Origin of the sequence: Bradyrhizobium sp. OAE829, from assembly GCF_040546575.1 — a bacterium.
GTDB lineage: Bacteria > Pseudomonadota > Alphaproteobacteria > Rhizobiales > Xanthobacteraceae > Bradyrhizobium.
Map to the genome: position 1 here is coordinate 5262839 of NZ_JBEPOE010000001.1, position 15628 is coordinate 5278466.

General features: G+C 63.3%; 13 protein-coding genes. 9 read left to right on the forward strand and 4 right to left on the reverse strand.

Features of this window, described 5'->3' with window-relative positions:
• Nucleotides 1-2: 2 nt before the first annotated feature.
• The 8 genes from ABIE49_RS25285 to ABIE49_RS25320 all read left to right on the forward strand — a co-directional run bounded on the left by ABIE49_RS25285 (nucleotide 3) and on the right by ABIE49_RS25320 (nucleotide 8979).
• A complete protein-coding gene (locus ABIE49_RS25285) occupies nucleotides 3-1319 on the forward strand; it encodes a TRAP transporter large permease (protein ID WP_192737095.1) in 1317 nt (438 codons plus the stop codon).
• Nucleotides 1320-1383: 64 nt separating this feature from the next.
• Entirely contained in the window at nucleotides 1384-1845 is a 462-nt protein-coding gene (locus ABIE49_RS25290; protein ID WP_192737096.1) for a DUF3237 domain-containing protein, read from the forward strand.
• A 150-nt stretch (nucleotides 1846-1995) separates the two neighbouring features.
• Entirely contained in the window at nucleotides 1996-2709 is a 714-nt protein-coding gene (locus ABIE49_RS25295) for a hypothetical protein (RefSeq protein ID WP_210337332.1), read from the forward strand.
• 929 nt (nucleotides 2710-3638) lie between these two features.
• Nucleotides 3639-4439 carry a crotonase/enoyl-CoA hydratase family protein gene (locus ABIE49_RS25300; protein WP_192737098.1) on the forward strand — a complete coding sequence of 267 codons (801 nt, stop codon included), beginning with the start codon at nucleotides 3639-3641 and terminating at the stop codon, nucleotides 4437-4439.
• Nucleotides 4440-4458: 19 nt separating this feature from the next.
• Nucleotides 4459-6336, forward strand: coding sequence for a feruloyl-CoA synthase (locus tag ABIE49_RS25305; RefSeq protein WP_502915923.1), 1878 nt, complete (start codon nucleotides 4459-4461; stop codon nucleotides 6334-6336).
• Nucleotides 6337-6382: 46 nt separating this feature from the next.
• Nucleotides 6383-7144, forward strand: a complete 762-nt coding sequence (locus ABIE49_RS25310) for an SDR family NAD(P)-dependent oxidoreductase (RefSeq protein WP_192737100.1) — start codon at nucleotides 6383-6385, stop codon at nucleotides 7142-7144.
• A 149-nt stretch (nucleotides 7145-7293) separates the two neighbouring features.
• Nucleotides 7294-7713, forward strand: a complete 420-nt coding sequence (locus ABIE49_RS25315) for an acyl-CoA thioesterase (protein WP_192737101.1) — start codon at nucleotides 7294-7296, stop codon at nucleotides 7711-7713.
• A gap of 114 nt (nucleotides 7714-7827) precedes the next feature.
• Nucleotides 7828-8979, forward strand: coding sequence for an ABC transporter substrate-binding protein (locus ABIE49_RS25320; RefSeq protein WP_192737102.1), 1152 nt, complete (start codon nucleotides 7828-7830; stop codon nucleotides 8977-8979).
• 96 nt (nucleotides 8980-9075) lie between these two features.
• Here ABIE49_RS25320 and ABIE49_RS25325 read toward each other — a convergent pair whose 3' ends face one another.
• From ABIE49_RS25325 to ABIE49_RS25335, 3 genes are read right to left on the reverse strand one after another with little or no spacing between them, the layout of a single operon-like run.
• A complete protein-coding gene (locus ABIE49_RS25325; RefSeq protein WP_192737103.1) occupies nucleotides 9076-9807 on the reverse strand; it encodes an ABC transporter ATP-binding protein in 732 nt (243 codons plus the stop codon).
• Nucleotides 9804-11573, reverse strand: a complete 1770-nt coding sequence (locus tag ABIE49_RS25330; protein WP_192737104.1) for a branched-chain amino acid ABC transporter ATP-binding protein/permease — start codon at nucleotides 11571-11573, stop codon at nucleotides 9804-9806. The genes ABIE49_RS25325 and ABIE49_RS25330 overlap by 4 nt, the downstream gene beginning before the upstream one ends.
• A gap of 5 nt (nucleotides 11574-11578) precedes the next feature.
• Nucleotides 11579-12619: a branched-chain amino acid ABC transporter permease gene (locus ABIE49_RS25335; protein ID WP_192737105.1), complete on the reverse strand. Its 1041-nt coding sequence runs from the start codon at nucleotides 12617-12619 to the stop codon at nucleotides 11579-11581.
• 177 nt (nucleotides 12620-12796) lie between these two features.
• Between ABIE49_RS25335 and ABIE49_RS25340 the strand changes: the two genes are divergently transcribed.
• Nucleotides 12797-13315 carry a MarR family winged helix-turn-helix transcriptional regulator gene (locus ABIE49_RS25340; protein ID WP_192737106.1) on the forward strand — a complete coding sequence of 173 codons (519 nt, stop codon included), beginning with the start codon at nucleotides 12797-12799 and terminating at the stop codon, nucleotides 13313-13315.
• 91 nt (nucleotides 13316-13406) lie between these two features.
• Here ABIE49_RS25340 and ABIE49_RS25345 read toward each other — a convergent pair whose 3' ends face one another.
• On the reverse strand, nucleotides 13407-15548 hold the full coding sequence (locus tag ABIE49_RS25345) for a sensor domain-containing protein (protein WP_192737107.1): 2142 nt from the start codon (nucleotides 15546-15548) through the stop codon (nucleotides 13407-13409).
• Nucleotides 15549-15628: the final 80 nt, after the last annotated feature.

Here is a 15628-nt window from a genome sequence, read left to right on the forward strand (position 1 = left end):
TCATGAGCACCGACGCCGTCGCCATTCTCGGATTTGTCGCGCTGTTCGCGCTGATGTTGCTGCGCGTGCCGGTCGGCATGGCGATGGGCCTCGTCGGCGTCACCGGCTTTGGATATCTCGTCGGCTTTTCCCCGGCGCTCAAGATGGTCGGCCAGACCTCGATGCGCACGGTGACCGACTATACGTTCGGCGTCATTCCGATGTTCCTCTTGATGGGCGCCTTCGTCAGCAATTCCGGAATGAGCCGCGAACTGTTTCGCGCCGCCAACGGCTTCGTCGGCCATTTGCGCGGCGGTCTCGGCATCGCCACCGTCGCGGCCTGCGGCGGCTTTGCCGCAATCTGCGGCTCGTCGGTGGCGACGGCCGCGACATTCTCCGCCGTTGCCTATCCGGAAATGCGCCGCTTCGGCTATCCGCAATCCTTCGCCACCGGCGTGATCGCGGCCGGCGGCACGCTGGGCGCGATGCTGCCGCCGTCGACGGTGCTGGCGGTCTACGGCATCATCACCGAGCAGGACATCGGCAAACTGTTCATGGCCGGCATCATTCCCGGCCTGCTCGCGATGGCCATGTACATGATCACGATCTCGCTGATCGGCTGGTTCCGGCCCGATTTCCTGCCGAAGGGACCGCAAACCACCTGGCGCGAACGCTTTGCCGGACTGAAAGACATCTGGGCGCCGGTCTTGTTGTTCGTCTTCGTGATCGGCGGACTTTACGGCTTGCCGTTCCTGCCGCGCTTTACCCCGACGGAAGCCGGCGGTGTCGGCGCCACCGGCGCGTTCCTGATCGGCGTGCTCACCGGGCGGCTGAACAAGGAAAAAATCCTGAACTCGCTGCTGCAGGCGACCCGCACCGCCGCGGCGGTCTTCACCGTGCTGATCGGCGCCTTGATCTTCGGCTATTTCCTCACGGTGACGCAGACTCCGCAAAAGGTCACCGAACTGCTCACCGGCCTCGGGCTCGGCCCCTACGGCATCCTCGCGCTGATCATGGTGATGTATCTGGTGCTGGGCTGCCTGATGGACGCGATGGCCATGATCATCCTGACGGTGCCGATCATCTTCCCGGTCATCATGCATCTCGGCTTCGACCCCATCTGGTTCGGCGTCATCATCGTGATGACGGTCGAGCTCGGCCTGATCCATCCGCCGGTCGGCATGAATGTCTTTGTCATCAAGAGCGTGGTCAAGGACGTGTCGTTCACCACGATCTTCCGCGGCGTGATCCCGTTCGTCGTGACCGACCTGATCCGCCTCGTGATCCTGATCGCATTCCCGATCCTGGCGCTCTGGCTGCCGCAACGCATGATGGGGTAGAGCATGATCCGGAAAAGTGGGTACCGGTTTTCCGATCAAGATCATGCTCCACTAAAGGACTTCCATGACTCCTCAGCTCGAGACAAAGTATGTCTTCACGCTCACCGTCCGCATCGGCGAGGTGACGTCAGCCGGCGAAACCGGTCACGGCGTGCGCCGGATCATCCCGATCCTCGGCGGTGAGGTGCGCGGCGAGGGCATCAGCGGAAAAATCTGCGCGTTCGGCGCGGATTTTCAGATTATCCGCCCCAACGAGCTGATCGAGCTCGAAGCCAAATACGCCTTCGAGACCGACGATGGTGCGACCGTCTATGTCGAGAACAAGGGTCTGCGTTTCGGCCCGCTCGATCTGCTGCAAAAACTCAAGCGCGGCGAGCCGGTCGATCCCAGGCTGATCTACTTCCGCACCGTCCCGAAATTCGAGACCGGCCACGAAAAATACCGCTGGCTGATGGAAAACCTCTTCATCGGCTCCGCCGCCCGCCACGCCGACCGCGTCGTCATCGACGTGCATCAGGTGTTGTGAGGGCTTTCATACCCCCCTCATCCCGAGGAACCGCGTCAGCGGCGTCCCGAGGGATGGGCCGCGTGACGATCGATGTGATTTGAATCAAGCCTTTAAGTAACCCGTAAGAGCGATTCTCTTATAGATCGTCATCGGAAAACGGACCCGGCCGTGACGAAGGGGCGACGTTTGCAACATACGAAAGCGCTGCGGGGTTTGCGCGGCGTCGGCTTGGCAGGCAAGCCGCACCCTAAGCCATCTCTGGCCGACCGATTTGGCCTCTGGATATCCACAGGCCACAAGGTTGATGGCCTCTGGGTGGGGAGTACGGAAAGCAAACCTCAGCCCGCCTTACGTCGCGTCGAGGATGCGCTACGATTGATAAAGGACCACGATTCACTTCACTATGGCCGCGTCATCCAAAATCTCGATCGCATATGTATCCATCTGATCCCCGGCGCGCTCGCCCACTACCAGCTGTCGTTGAACGCTTGCGTACTTGATAAGCGTTTTGTGCTTTCGGAAACAACGACGCTAGAACGGATTGCATCCGCGATTGTTCACGAAGCAACCCATGCAAGGCTGGACAAATGGGGCATCGACTACGTCGAGACGGCGCGCTTCAGGATCGAGGCGATCTGCCTTAGGCGGGAGTTGAATTTCCTCACTAAATTGCCGAACAGCGAGCCATTCCAGCAGGAGATTGCGAGCACCGTGGAATGGTATGGCAGCAACAGCGACTATTTTTCCGATGTAAACTCCCAAGAACGCGACGATCAGGGCATGGTCGAAACGGCGCGCTATGTGGGAATACCAGAATGGTTCATCCGCTTTTTATTGTGTGTCGCTCGGAGAGGGCGGCGTTCACGTGCTGCGGCATCGTAATTTGCCCGGGATTGTTCCGATGAGCAACCGTAGCCCGGATGAGCGGAGCGACATCCGGAGCATTGCGAAACAAGACCCGGATGTCGCGTTGCTCATCCGGGCTACGGTCTCGCTCAACCCATCCTACGAAACCCCGAAACGGCGTCGCTTGGCATGCAAGACCAATTTCGATACTTGCGTGCGACAAAACAACCCGACGGGCAACTCAGTTCTGATTTACGGAAATCGTGTCAAGTAGAAAATTTCCGTAAATCAAAAGTATTTCTGTTGTCGACCGACCCAAATCAGTGCGCATCTATCGCCATCCCGTCCTGGTCAGAAGGGCGTCGGCCGTCGTCACGGACGTTGGACGGGGTTGCGGTGGACGTTTGTTTACGCCTCGACGATGGCGTGGATGAGCGTACGGCAAAACCGTGTGGTCCTGGCACCCGTTGCAGGTGTCAAGCTGTCGGGTAGGCGAGAGCTGAACGGCAGCGACGGAGTCAACCAAGAACTCGTCTCCGGGGAGATCACGGCATAAGCCGTAAAGCCATTGCGCAGGGAAGGCCGGGTGTTCTCCGCTGCCCTGTATGCTCGTGTGCAGCCTACTTAGTGCAAACCGCACACGGGACCGCGGGTGCAGCGCGCACCCGGTCTTCCCTGCGCCCTCTCATTGGAGGGCGAGGAAATTTCTGGCAAAGCTCGGGCGCAATGCGTCGCGAGAATGCGAACGCACATTCAGGTGTCATCGCCCGGCTTGACCGGGCGACCCAGTATTCCAGAGACACTCATGATTGAACCGATAGGCCGCGGCGTACTGGATCCCCGCCTGCGCGGGGATGACAGCGGAATGTGGGGCCGCACGTTCGCCGGGACGACAAAAGCTAGAGGATTGACTCCCGCGCCAATAGTTATAAAATATAACTATTCTGGACGGGAAACAATAATCCATGGGAAACGCCGCTTCCGCAACCGCTGACCAGGCCGGATTGCTCACCATCGAGAAATCAGGCGCGGTGCTGACCGTGGGTCTCAATCGCCCCGCCAAGCGCAATGCGCTGAACGACGGCATCATCCTTGCGATCCAGGATTGCTTCGCCAATCTGCCCGAAGGGACCGGCGCCGTGGTCATCCATGGCATCGGCGACCATTTCTCCTCCGGCCTCGATCTGTCTGAACTGACCGAGCACGACGCCACCGAGGGCCTGCGGCACTCGCAGATGTGGCATCGGGTGTTCGACCGCATTCAGTACAGCCCGGTGCCTGTGATCGCGGCGCTCAAGGGCGCGGTGATTGGTGGCGGGCTGGAGCTGGCCTGCGCCGCGCACATCCGCGTCGCCGAACCGTCAGCCTATTTCGCGTTGCCCGAGGGCCAGCGCGGCATCTTCGTTGGCGGCGGCGGCTCGGTGCGGCTGCCGCGGCTGATCGGGGTGGCGCGGATGACCGACATGATGCTGACCGGGCGGGTCTATTCTGCGACCGAAGGCGCCGCCTACGGCTTCTCGCAATATCTTACCGAGGCCGGCGGCGCGCTGCCCAAGGCGCTGGAACTGGCCGAGCGCGTCGCGGCCAACGCCCCGCTGACCAATTTTGCGGTGCTGCAGGCGCTGCCGATGATCGCGGAAGCCAATCCACAGGCCGGTCTCCTGATGGAGTCGCTGATGGCCACCGTAGCGCAGAGCGACAAAGAGGCAAAACGCCGTATCCGCGAGTTTCTCGATCGCAAGACCGCCAAAGTGAAACCGACCTGACATGAGCGCGAAGCCCAACATGTCCCCGAGTGAAAGCGCCGCGCGCACCGGCAGCGCCCATCCGCTGCGCGCCATCTCGTTCGGCAATCCCGACGTCACGGTCGAGCGCCGCGATGACGGCACCATTTATCTGCGGCCGAAGCTCAAACTGCGCGACTATCCCGTGCGCATCACCGATCGCCTGCATCATTGGGCCGTTGAGGCGCCCGAGCGCGTCTTCATGGCGGAACGCGACGCGACGACGGGCGGCTGGCGAAAAATCACCTACGCGCAACTCCTGACCTCGACGCGGCGCATCGCCTCGGCGCTGCTGGCGCGCGGGCTCTCGGCGGAAAAGCCGATCGTGATCCTGTCAGGCAATTCGGTCGACCATGCGCTGCTGGCGTTCGGCGCGCTCTATGCCGGCATTCCCTTCTGCCCGGTGTCGCCGGCCTATTCGCTGGTGTCGCGCGACTACGGCAAGCTCGCCTTCCTGATGAAGCTGTTGACACCCGGCCTCGTCTTCGCCGACGACGCCACGAAATTCGCCGATGCGCTTGCCACCAACGTTTCGCAGGGAACAGAGATCGCAGCAACACGCGGCGAGGTGCCCGGCCGCGACGTGACGCTGCTGTCGGATCTCCTGGCGACGCCGGAGCATTGGCGGCTCGACGCGGCCCACGAGGCCATCGGCCCGGACACAATTGCAAAGTTCTTGCTGACGTCGGGCTCGACCGGCAATCCCAAGGCCGTCATCAACACCCAGCGCATGATCTGCGCCAACCAGGTGATGCTGCGCGAAACGCTGGCGTTCCTGATGGACGAGCCGCCTGTGATCATCGACTGGCTGCCGTGGAATCACACCTTCGGCGGCAACCACAATATCGGGCTGACGCTGTTCAACGGTGGCTCGATGTATCTCGACGAGGGCAAGCCGATGCCCGGCGGCATCGAGGAGACGGTGCGCAATCTCCGGGAGATTTCGCCGACGGTCTATTTCAACGTCCCCAAGGGCTATGAATCGCTGCTGCCTTATCTGCGCGAAGATTCAGCGCTGCGCGCAAAGTTCTTCGGACGGCTGCACGCGATGTTCTTCTCCGGCGCGGCGCTGTCGCCGTTCGTCTGGAACAGCCTCGACGAGCTCGCGGTGCAGGAGACCGGTTTCCGGGTGCCGATGCTGACCGGCCTCGGAGCCACGGAAACTTCGCCGTTCTTCATGTCGGTACGTCCCGACACCAGCCGCTCCGGCCATGTCGGCCTTCCCGTGCTAGGCAACGACGCAAAATTGCTGCCCAACAACGGCAAGCTGGAGGTCCGCGCCAAGGGGCCGAACGTCACGCCGGGGTACTGGCGTCAGCCCGAGCTGACCGCGGCGGCATTCGACGAGGAAGGTTTCTACAAGTTCGGCGATGCGCTCAAGCCGGTCGATCCCGATAATATCGACGCCGGCTTCGACTTCGATGGCCGCATCGCCGAGGACTTCAAGCTTGCCAGCGGCACCTGGGTCAGTGTCGGCCCCTTGAGGGCGCGCTTCGTCGCGGCCTGCGCGCCTTTGGTGCGCGACGTCGTGATCGCCGGCATCAACCGCGATGAATTGTCGGCGCTGGTGATGCTCGATCTCGACGGCTGCCGTCTCGTCAACCCAAAGCTTCCGGCGAACGATCTCGCGGCGGCGGCGGCCGATCCGCTGATCCGCGCGGCATTCCGCGAGCGGTTCCAGAAGCTGCTGGCCGATGCCACGGGCTCGTCGAACCGGATCACGCGCGCGGTGCTGTTCGATGCGGCGCTGTCGATCGATCGCGGCGAAGTCACCGACAAGGGTTCCATCAACCAGCGTGCGGTGATCGAGCATCGCAGTGGGCTGATCGAGCAGATCTATTCACCGGCGCCGCCGGCGCAGGTCATCGCGCTGAAATGAATTCAGGGAATTCAACTTCGAGAAGATTCTACCAGGGAGAAACACAATGCAGTTGAAAGATCAGGCCGCCATCGTCACCGGTGGTGCATCCGGATTGGGCGCCGCCACCGCGCGCCGGCTTGCCGCGCAGGGCGCCAAGGTCGCGGTGTGCGACCTCAACGCCAAGCTCGCTGAAGCCGTCGCCGCCGAAATCGGCGGCGTTGCCGTGGTCTGCGACGTCTCGGACGCCGTCTCGGCCGAAGCGGCGGTCGCCGCCGCCGCCGAGGCGCACGGCCCGGCGCGCGTGCTGGTCAATTGCGCCGGCATCGGCGTTGCCAAGCGCGTGATCGGCAAGGAAGGCCCGATGGCGCTCACCGATTTCGACCGCGTGATCAGGGTCAATCTGATCGGCTCGTTCAACATGCTGCGGCTTGCGACAGCAGGCATGTCGAAGCTGGAGCCGCTTGAGTCAGGCGAGCGCGGCGTCGTGATCTCGACCGCCTCGGTCGCGGCCTATGACGGCCAGATCGGGCAATCTGCCTACTCGGCTTCCAAGGGCGGCATTGTCGCGATGACGCTGCCGATCGCGCGCGAGCTGGCGCAGTTCGGCATTCGCGTGCTGACCATCGCGCCCGGCCTGTTCCTCACGCCGCTGCTGGCCAATTTGCCGCAGGAGGCGCAGGACTCGCTCGCCGCCGCGATCCCGTTCCCGCGCCGGCTCGGGCAGGCCGATGAATTTGCCTCGCTGGCGCTGCACATGATCGACAACCCCTATCTGAACGGCGAAGTGGTGCGGCTCGATGCCGCGCTCCGCATGGCCCCGCGCTAAGTATGGTCGGCAGGACTGCGCTTGGCTACTTCCCCTCTCCCCTTGTGGGAGAGGGTGGATCGAATGAGCGGCCGCCTATGGGCCACCTTCTCCCACAAGGGGAGAAGGGAAGAAAACTTTCGTTGCGGCGACGTTGAGGTAGAACAACAATGTTCGTTAACAAGCGCGACGTGCAGATCCAGTGGGGCGATTGCGACCCCGCCAACATCGTCTACTACCCGCGCTATTTCGCGATGTTCGACGATTCGACCTCGATCATGTTCGAGGCGGCCGGTTTTTCGAAGCAGGACATCATCCACAAATACGGCCTCGTCGGCATTCCCATGGTCGATACGCGGGCGAAATTCCACATCCCCTCGACCCATGGCGACTGGATCAGAATCGAAAGCCGGATCGAGAGCTTCAAGCGCTCCAGCTTCGAGGTGGTCCACAACGTGTTCAAGGGTGAGGCGCTGGCGATCGAGGCGTTCGAGACCCGCGTGCTGGTCGGCAAGCATCCGGACGATCCCGCGCGGCTGAAATCGGCTCCGATGCCGCCGGAGATCATCGAGCGGTTTTCGCGGGGCTGAGGCGTATATGGCTGACTTGTTAGCTGACTCGGCGTGTTGCATGACCTAAAGAAGGGGCTGAATTGGCTACCAATTTTTGATCTAAAATTAGAACAATATCCAAGGGAGGAATGAATGAAGAAGTTTTATCTGTCCGCTGCCGTGATTGCGGCGTCGCTGGCGCTGCCGGCCGTGCCCGCGTTGGCGCAAGCCAATGAAATCGTCATCGGCATCACCATCGTCACCACCGGCCCGGCCGCGGCCCTTGGCATTCCCGAGCGCAATGCGCTGGAATTCGTGCCGAAGGAAATCGGCGGCGTGCCGCTGAAACTGATCGTGCTCGACGACGGCGGCGATCCGACCGCCGCCACCACCAACGCGCGGCGCTTCGTCACCGAATCCAAGGCCGACATCATCATGGGTTCGTCGACCACGCCGCCGACGATCGCCGTCTCCACCGTCGCCAACGAAGCCGGCATTCCTCATTTCGCGCTGGCGCCGCTGCCGATCAACGAGGCGCGCATGAAATGGTCGGTCGCGATGCCGCAGCCGATCCCGATCATGGGCAAGGTGCTGTACGAGCACATGAAGGCCCACGGCATCAAGACCGTCGGTTACATCGGTTACTCGGATTCCTACGGCGACCTCTGGTTCAATGATTTCAAGGCCCAGGCCGTTCCGATGGGCATAGCCCTGGCGACTGAAGAGCGTTATGCCCGTACCGATACGTCGGTCACCGGCCAGGTGCTGAAGCTGCTCGCCGCCAATCCCGACGCGGTCCTCGTCGGCGGCTCCGGCACCGCCGCCGCCTTGCCGCAGGCCGCGCTGCGTGAGCGTGGCTACAAGGGCCTGATCTATCAGACCCACGGCGCCGCCAGCATGGACTTCATCCGTATTGCGGGTGCGGCGGCGGAAGGCGTGATCATGTCTTCCGGTCCGGTGATGTCGCCGGAAACCCAGCCCGACAGCGCACTGACCAAGAAGCCGGGCCTCGCGCTCAACACCGCCTATGAAGCCAAGTACGGCGCCAACAGCCGCAGCCAGTTCGCCGGCCATTCCTACGACGCCTTTGAAGTCCTCAAGCGCGTCATTCCGCCGGCACTGAAGGCCGGCAAGCCCGGCACGCCGGAATTCCGCGAAGGCATCCGTCAGGCCTTGCTGACCGAACGCGACATCGCCGCCAGCCAGGGCGTCTACAACTTCACCGAAAAAGACCGCTACGGCCTGGATGACCGCTCGCGCATCATCCTGACGGTGAACAACGGGAAGTACGTTCCGGCGAAGTGAGGGGAATCGTAGGGTGGGCAAAGCGAAGCGTGCCCACCACTATCTCCACGAAGAATGGTGGGCACGGCGCAAGAGCGCCTTTGCCCACCCTACTGCCTAAATCGCGCTCTCGCCCTCGTGCGTAAAACCGAGATAGCTCGCGGCGACGCGCGCGTTGGTGGCGATCTCGCTGGCCGGGCCGCTCAGGACGAACTCGCCGAGCTCCATCACGTAGGCGCGGTCGGCGATCTTCAATGCGGCTTGCGCGTTCTGTTCGACCAGCAGCACCGAGACTCCGGCGGCGCGGAGTTCGCCGATGGTGCGGAAGATGTCGGCGACGATGATCGGGGCGAGGCCAAGGCTCGGCTCGTCCAGCATCAGCAGCTTCGGCGCGCCCATCAACGCGCGCCCCATCGCCAGCATCTGCTGCTCGCCGCCGGAGAGCGTGCCGGCCAGCTGCTTGCGTCGCTCCTTCAGCCGCGGAAACAGCGTGTAGACCCGCTCGAACGATCTGGCAGCAATCGCCTTCGGAATCCGGAACGCGCCGAGCAGCAGATTGTCCTCGACGTTCATGGTGCCGAACAGTTCGCGGTGCTCGGGCACGAGACTGAGTCCGACAGCGACGCGGTCCTCGATGTCGAGGGAAGCCATGTCCGCGCCGGCGAAAGCCGCAGATCCCGTGAGCGGCAGGATGCCCATGATCGCGTTCAGCAGCGTGGTCTTGCCGGCCCCATTGGCGCCGATGATGGTGACGATCTCGTTGTCGGCGACTTCGAGCGACACCGAGCGCACCGCCTCGACCTTGCCATAGGCGACATGCGCATCGCTCACCTTCAACAGCGCGGTCATGTGGTGGCTCCGAGATAGGCCTTGATCACGTCGGGGTTGGTCTTGATATCAGCCGGCGTGCCCTCGGCGATCTTGGTGCCGAAGTCGAGCACCACGATCCGGTCGGCCAGATCCATCACAAAACCCATGTCGTGCTCGACCAGAAGCACCGACATGCCGCCGTCGCGCAATTGACGCAGCAATGCGGCGAGCCGCTGTTTCTCCATGTGGCGCAGGCCGGCGGCGGGCTCGTCGAGCAGCAGCAGCAGCGGATCGACGCACAGCGCGCGGGCGATTTCGACGATGCGCTGCTGGCCGAGCGACAGGCTTCCCGCCAGCTGGTCGATCTGGTCGCCGAGGCCGACGCGCTCGATCTGGCGCGCGGCTTCCGCCAGCAATCGGGCTTCATCCGCCCGGTCGAGCCGGAACATGCTTGATATCGCGCCGGCATGGCCGCGCAGATGCGCGCCGATCGCGACGTTCTCGAGCACGGTCATGTCGGGCACCAGCTTGACGTGCTGGAAGGTTCTGCTGACGCCGAGCTTGACGACTTCCTGTGGCGGCGCGTTGTCGACCTTGGTGCCGAGCACCGAGATCGCGCCGCTGGTCGACGTCAAAACCCCCGTGATCAGGTTGAAGGTCGTGCTCTTGCCGGCGCCGTTGGGGCCGATCAGGGCGACGATCTCGCGCGCCCCGACGTCGAAGGAGACATCGTTGACGGCGATGACGCCGCCGAATTGCTTGCGCGCCTTGTCGATATGCAGCAGCACCGAAGGTGTCGACGGCGCCCGCACCCGCGCGGGCAGCTCGAGGGAGGTGTCAGGGATCTTGCGGGCCGGCTTGAACGGCAGCCTCGACATCAGCCAGGGCCACACGCCGGTGGGCGCCAGCTGCAGCAGAACCACCAGCAGGATGCCGAATACGATGGTCTCGAGCTGGCTCTGGCCGCCGAAAATATACGGCAGATAGCTCTGCAGGATCTCCTTGAGGATCACCACGATGCCGGCGCCGAGCACCGCGCCCCAGACATAGCCGGCGCCACCGACGACGGCGATGAACAGATATTCGATGCCGGCCTGGGCTCCGAACGGCGTCGGGTTGGCGGCGCGCTGGAAGTGCGCATAGAGCCAGCCGGAAAGCCCGGCCAGCACCGCCGCATAGATGAACACCAGAAGCTTGGCGCGCGGCGTCTGCACGCCGAACGCTTCACCGGCGATATGCCCGCGCCGCAGCGCGCGGATGGCGCGGCCGGTGCGGGAATCCAGCAGGTTCATGGTCAGCAACGCCGAGAGCAGCACGGCGATCCAGATTGCGAAATAGATCGTGCCGGGATCGAGCATCCGGAAGCCGCCGATGCTCAGCGGCGGAATGCCGGAAATGCCGTCGTTGCGGCCGAGGAATTCGAGCTTGCTGAACAGGTAAAACAGCCCGATGCCCCAGGCGATGGTGCCGAGCGGCAGATAGTGACCGGACAGCCGCACAGTGACGATGCCGAGCAGGACCGCCGCGATGCCGCTGACCAGCAGCGAGAGCGGCAGCGTCAGCCATGGCGACACGCCATAGGCGGTGGTCAGCACCGCCGTGGTGTAGGCGCCGAAGCCGCAAAACGCGGCCTGGCCGAACGAGGTGAGGCCGCCGACGCCGGTCAGCAGCACGAGGCCCATCGCGACCAGTGCGGCGAGGCCGATATTGTCCAGGAGCACGATCCAGAACGGTGGTATGCCCGGAAGGAACGGGATCACCGCCATGACGATCGCGAAGATGATGAGGGGAAGCCGCTGCGTCATCGCCGTCAGTCCTTCTCTTCCTCGACCGCGGGGGCTGCGAGCGAACGCAGCACCAGCACGGGAAGGATCAGCGTGAAGACGATGACCTCCTTGAAGTTACTGGCGTAGAACGAGGAGAAGGCCTCGACGCTGCCGACCACCAGGGCCGCGACCGCCGTCAGCGGGTAACTCACCAGCCCGCCGATGATGGCGGCAATAAAGCCTTTCAGGCCGATCAGGAAGCCGGTGTCGTAGTAGAGCGTCGTGATCGGCACGATCAGAATGCCCGAAATCGCGCCGATCACGGAGGCCAGCAGGAAGGCGATCTGTCCCGACAGCGTGGTCCTTATGCCGACGAGGCGGGCGCCGAGGCGATTGACGGCGGTGGCGCGCAGCGCCTTGCCCATCAGCGTGAAGCCAAAGAACAGCCACAGCGCGATGATGAAGGCGATGGTCAGGCCGTAGACGGCGATGCTCTGGCCGGTGAACCGCAGCGGTCCCACCGTGAACGCGGCATTCGACAGCGCAGGTCCGCGCAGGCCTTCGGCGCCGAAGAACACGAGGCCAAGACCCTGCAGCGCGAGGTGGCAGCCGACCGAGGCGATCAACAGCACCAGCACCGAGGTGTGCGCGAGCGGCTGAAAGGCGATGCGATAGAGAAACAGCCCGATCGCCGCGACGATCAGCAGCGACAATGCGATATTGATTGCAATCGGGGTTTTGGGACCGGCCAGGGCGTAGGTCAGCGCCAGGATCGCCACCGGCAGCACGATGTTGAGCAGCACCGAGCGCGCCAACAGCTTGAGGCGGAGCGACCGCCGCGCCGCATACAGATCAAGGCCGAAGGCGACCAGGCCCATCGCGACCGCCAGCCGCGCCGTACCCGGCACCTGACCGGTCGCCAGCATGGCGTAGCTCAGCGCGCCGAAGGTCACGAATTCACCCTGCGGGATCAGGATCACGCGCGTGACGGCAAACACCAGCACCAGCGCAAGCCCGAGCAACGCATAGATCGCGCCATTGGTGATGCCGTCCTGCAGCAGGAACAGCATGATCGTCGTATTCAAGACTTGGCGCTCCCCCTCAGGCGTCGCGCCGATCTCGACCCTTTAGGGCTAGCCGGCGGTCCGATATCGGCAGTTGAAAGAAGCCGACATTTGATATAGTCTATAACAATTATCAAACATAACCTCAAGGCCCGGACCACTGGCGGACCTTTTTATCGGGATTGCGAGCCCCCTGCGATGACAGTTTCCAAGGCGGCCACTGACGCCGTCAAGCCTTCCCGCGCAGGCGGCAAGGATCCTGTCGACGGCGCTGCGGAAAACGTCGCTCTGCAAATGGGCGAATTGTCCGACCTGCTCGGCTATTCGCTGAAGCGCGCACAGCTGAGGGTGTTCGAGGACTTCCTGCGCTGCGTCGCGCCGCTGCAGCTGACGCCCGCGCAGTTTTCGGTGCTGCTGCTGCTCGACAAGAATCCCGGCCGCAACCAGACCGAGATCGCCAATACGCTCGGCATCCTCCGGCCGAATTTCGTCGCGATGCTCGACGCGCTGGAAAGCCGCGATCTCTGCACGCGGATGCGTTCGACCAACGACCGCCGTTCCCACATCCTGATGCTGACCGACAAGGGACGGGCGGTGCTGGCGCGCGCCAAGAAGCTCGTTGCCACCAAGCACGAAGCCCGCCTCAACGAAGTGCTGGGGCCGGCCAATCGCGTCGCGCTGCTCGATATGCTGTCGAAGATCGCGGCGGAGTTTTAACCCAGCTGTCATTCCGGGGCGCGCGAAGCGCGAACCCGGAATCTCGAGATTCCGGGTTCGCGCTTCGCGCGCCCCGGAATGACGGCCGCGACTAAGCCGCGACGATACGTCCAACAACTGCCTTCGCCCCGTTTCCCGTCAGGAACAGCCGCTCGATCTCGCGGGCGGGGAGCGGCTTGCTGAAAAGGAAGCCCTGCATCTCCGTGCATCCTTCGGACGCGATGCTGTCGAGCTGTTCCTTGGTCTCCACGCCTTCGGCGGTGGCCGTCATGCCCATGCCGTTGGCGAGCGCTGCGACCGCCCGCACGATGTTGAGCGAGCCGGAGTTCTCGGTGATGTCCTTGACGAAGGAGCGGTCGATCTTGATCTTGTCGAACGGAAAACTCTGCAAATAGGTCAACGAGGAATAGCCGGTGCCGAAATCGTCCATCGCGATCCGGATGCCGAGCTCGCGCAACTGATGCAGCACCGCGAGTGTCGCTTCCTTGTTGTGCAGCAGCACGGTCTCGGTGATTTCGATCTCCAGCCGGGCCGGGTCCAGTCCCGAGGCGGCAAGCGCGCCTGTTATCACCTGCATCAGGCCGGGGTTGCGAAACTGCACCGCCGAAATGTTGACGGCGATGTGCAGGTTGCCGGGCCATTGCGCCGCGGTCGCGCAGGCCTGGCGGATGACCCATTCGCCCATCGGGACGATGAATCCGATCTCCTCCGCCAGCGGGATGAACGCGGCCGGAGAAATCATGCCCTTGGTCGGATGATTCCAGCGGATCAGGGCCTCAAATCCGCTGATCTCGTTGCTCGCCAGATTGACGACGGGCTGATAGTGCAGTTCGAACTCGCCGGCCGGCAGCGCCTTGCGCAAATCCTGTTCCATGACGCGGCGCGTCTGCATCTGCAGATCCATCACCGGCTCAAAGAAGCGAAACGTGCCGCGTCCGTCGCCCTTGGCGCGGTACAGCGCAAGGTCCGCACTCCGCAATAACTTGTCGGGGCTGTTGCCGTCGCCGGGTCCGACCGAGATGCCGATGCTGGCGCCGATCACGGCCTGGTGGCCGTCAAGGTCGTAGGGCTCGCTCAAAAGGCCGATGACGCGCTGCGCCAGCGACGTTGCGTCGGCCGGGTCCGCGATCGGCGCTTGCACGATGACGAATTCGTCGCCGCCCATTCGCGCAATGGTGTCGGTGTCACGAACCAGCCCGCACAGGCGCTCGGCGACGATCTTCAGAAGCTTGTCGCCGGCGTGATGGCCAAACGTGTCGTTCACGGCCTTGAACTGATCAAGATCGAGGTGATGAACCGCGACCGTTTCCTCGCGGCCCAGGGCGTGTTCGAGCCGTTCGTTGAGCAGCACCCGGTTGGCGAGCTCGGTGAGCGAATCATGGTGAGCCATGTATTCGATCTTGACCTCGGATTGCCGCTGCTCGGTGATGTCTTCGTGCGTGGCGACCCAGCCGCCGCCGGGCATCGGCCGATGGCGGATCTTGAAGGTGCGCCCGTTCTGCAGTTCGACGATGCTGTCTTTGGCGACGTTGGAAACCGCCACATTGGTACGCCAGTTCAGATATTCATCCCGGGTCATCGCGGGGAAGCTGCCGGCTTCAAAGCGAAGATCGACGATGTCGGTCAGCGGCGTGCCGGGGCCGACGCGGCCGAACGGGATGTCGTACATCTCGACGAAGCGGTCGTTGCACACGATCAGGCGGTGGTCTGAATCGAAGAAGCACAGCCCCTGCGACATGTTGTTGATCGCGGTGTCGAACTGGAAGTTTCGTATCCGCAGCGCCTCTTCCTGCTCCCGTCCCAGGTCGTACTGGGTCTTCAGGCGCGCATGGAGTTCTTCGCGCTCGGTGATGTCCTCGTGGGTCGACATCCCGCCGCCGCCGGGCATCGGGTAGACCGTGTAGGCGATGATCCGCCCGTCGGTGAATTCCTGGAACGTGGTGTCGAGCGCGATGTCCTGTCCGACGCGGGCGCGAACGTAATCATCCGGCGCCACCGCCACCTTCAGGCCGAGCTTCAGTCGGTGCCGGATCAGTTCGCTGGTCGGCGTTCCCGGCTTCACCTGTTCCGGCGAAAGCCCGTACATCTGCATGTAACGTCTGTTGCAGAAGACGACTTGCCGCTTCTCGTCGAAGACGACAATGCCTAGCGACAGATGATTGATCGCCTCCTCGAGCCGCGCACTCAAGTGAGCGGGCTCGGGGCGGATCGCCCCCGCTACAGAATCCACCATTTCCGCGTTCCCCCTGCCGCGATTTGCGGCACCCCGGCAATAAGGAGGGTCCTATTAAGGACCAGGCTGGTGAATTGCAG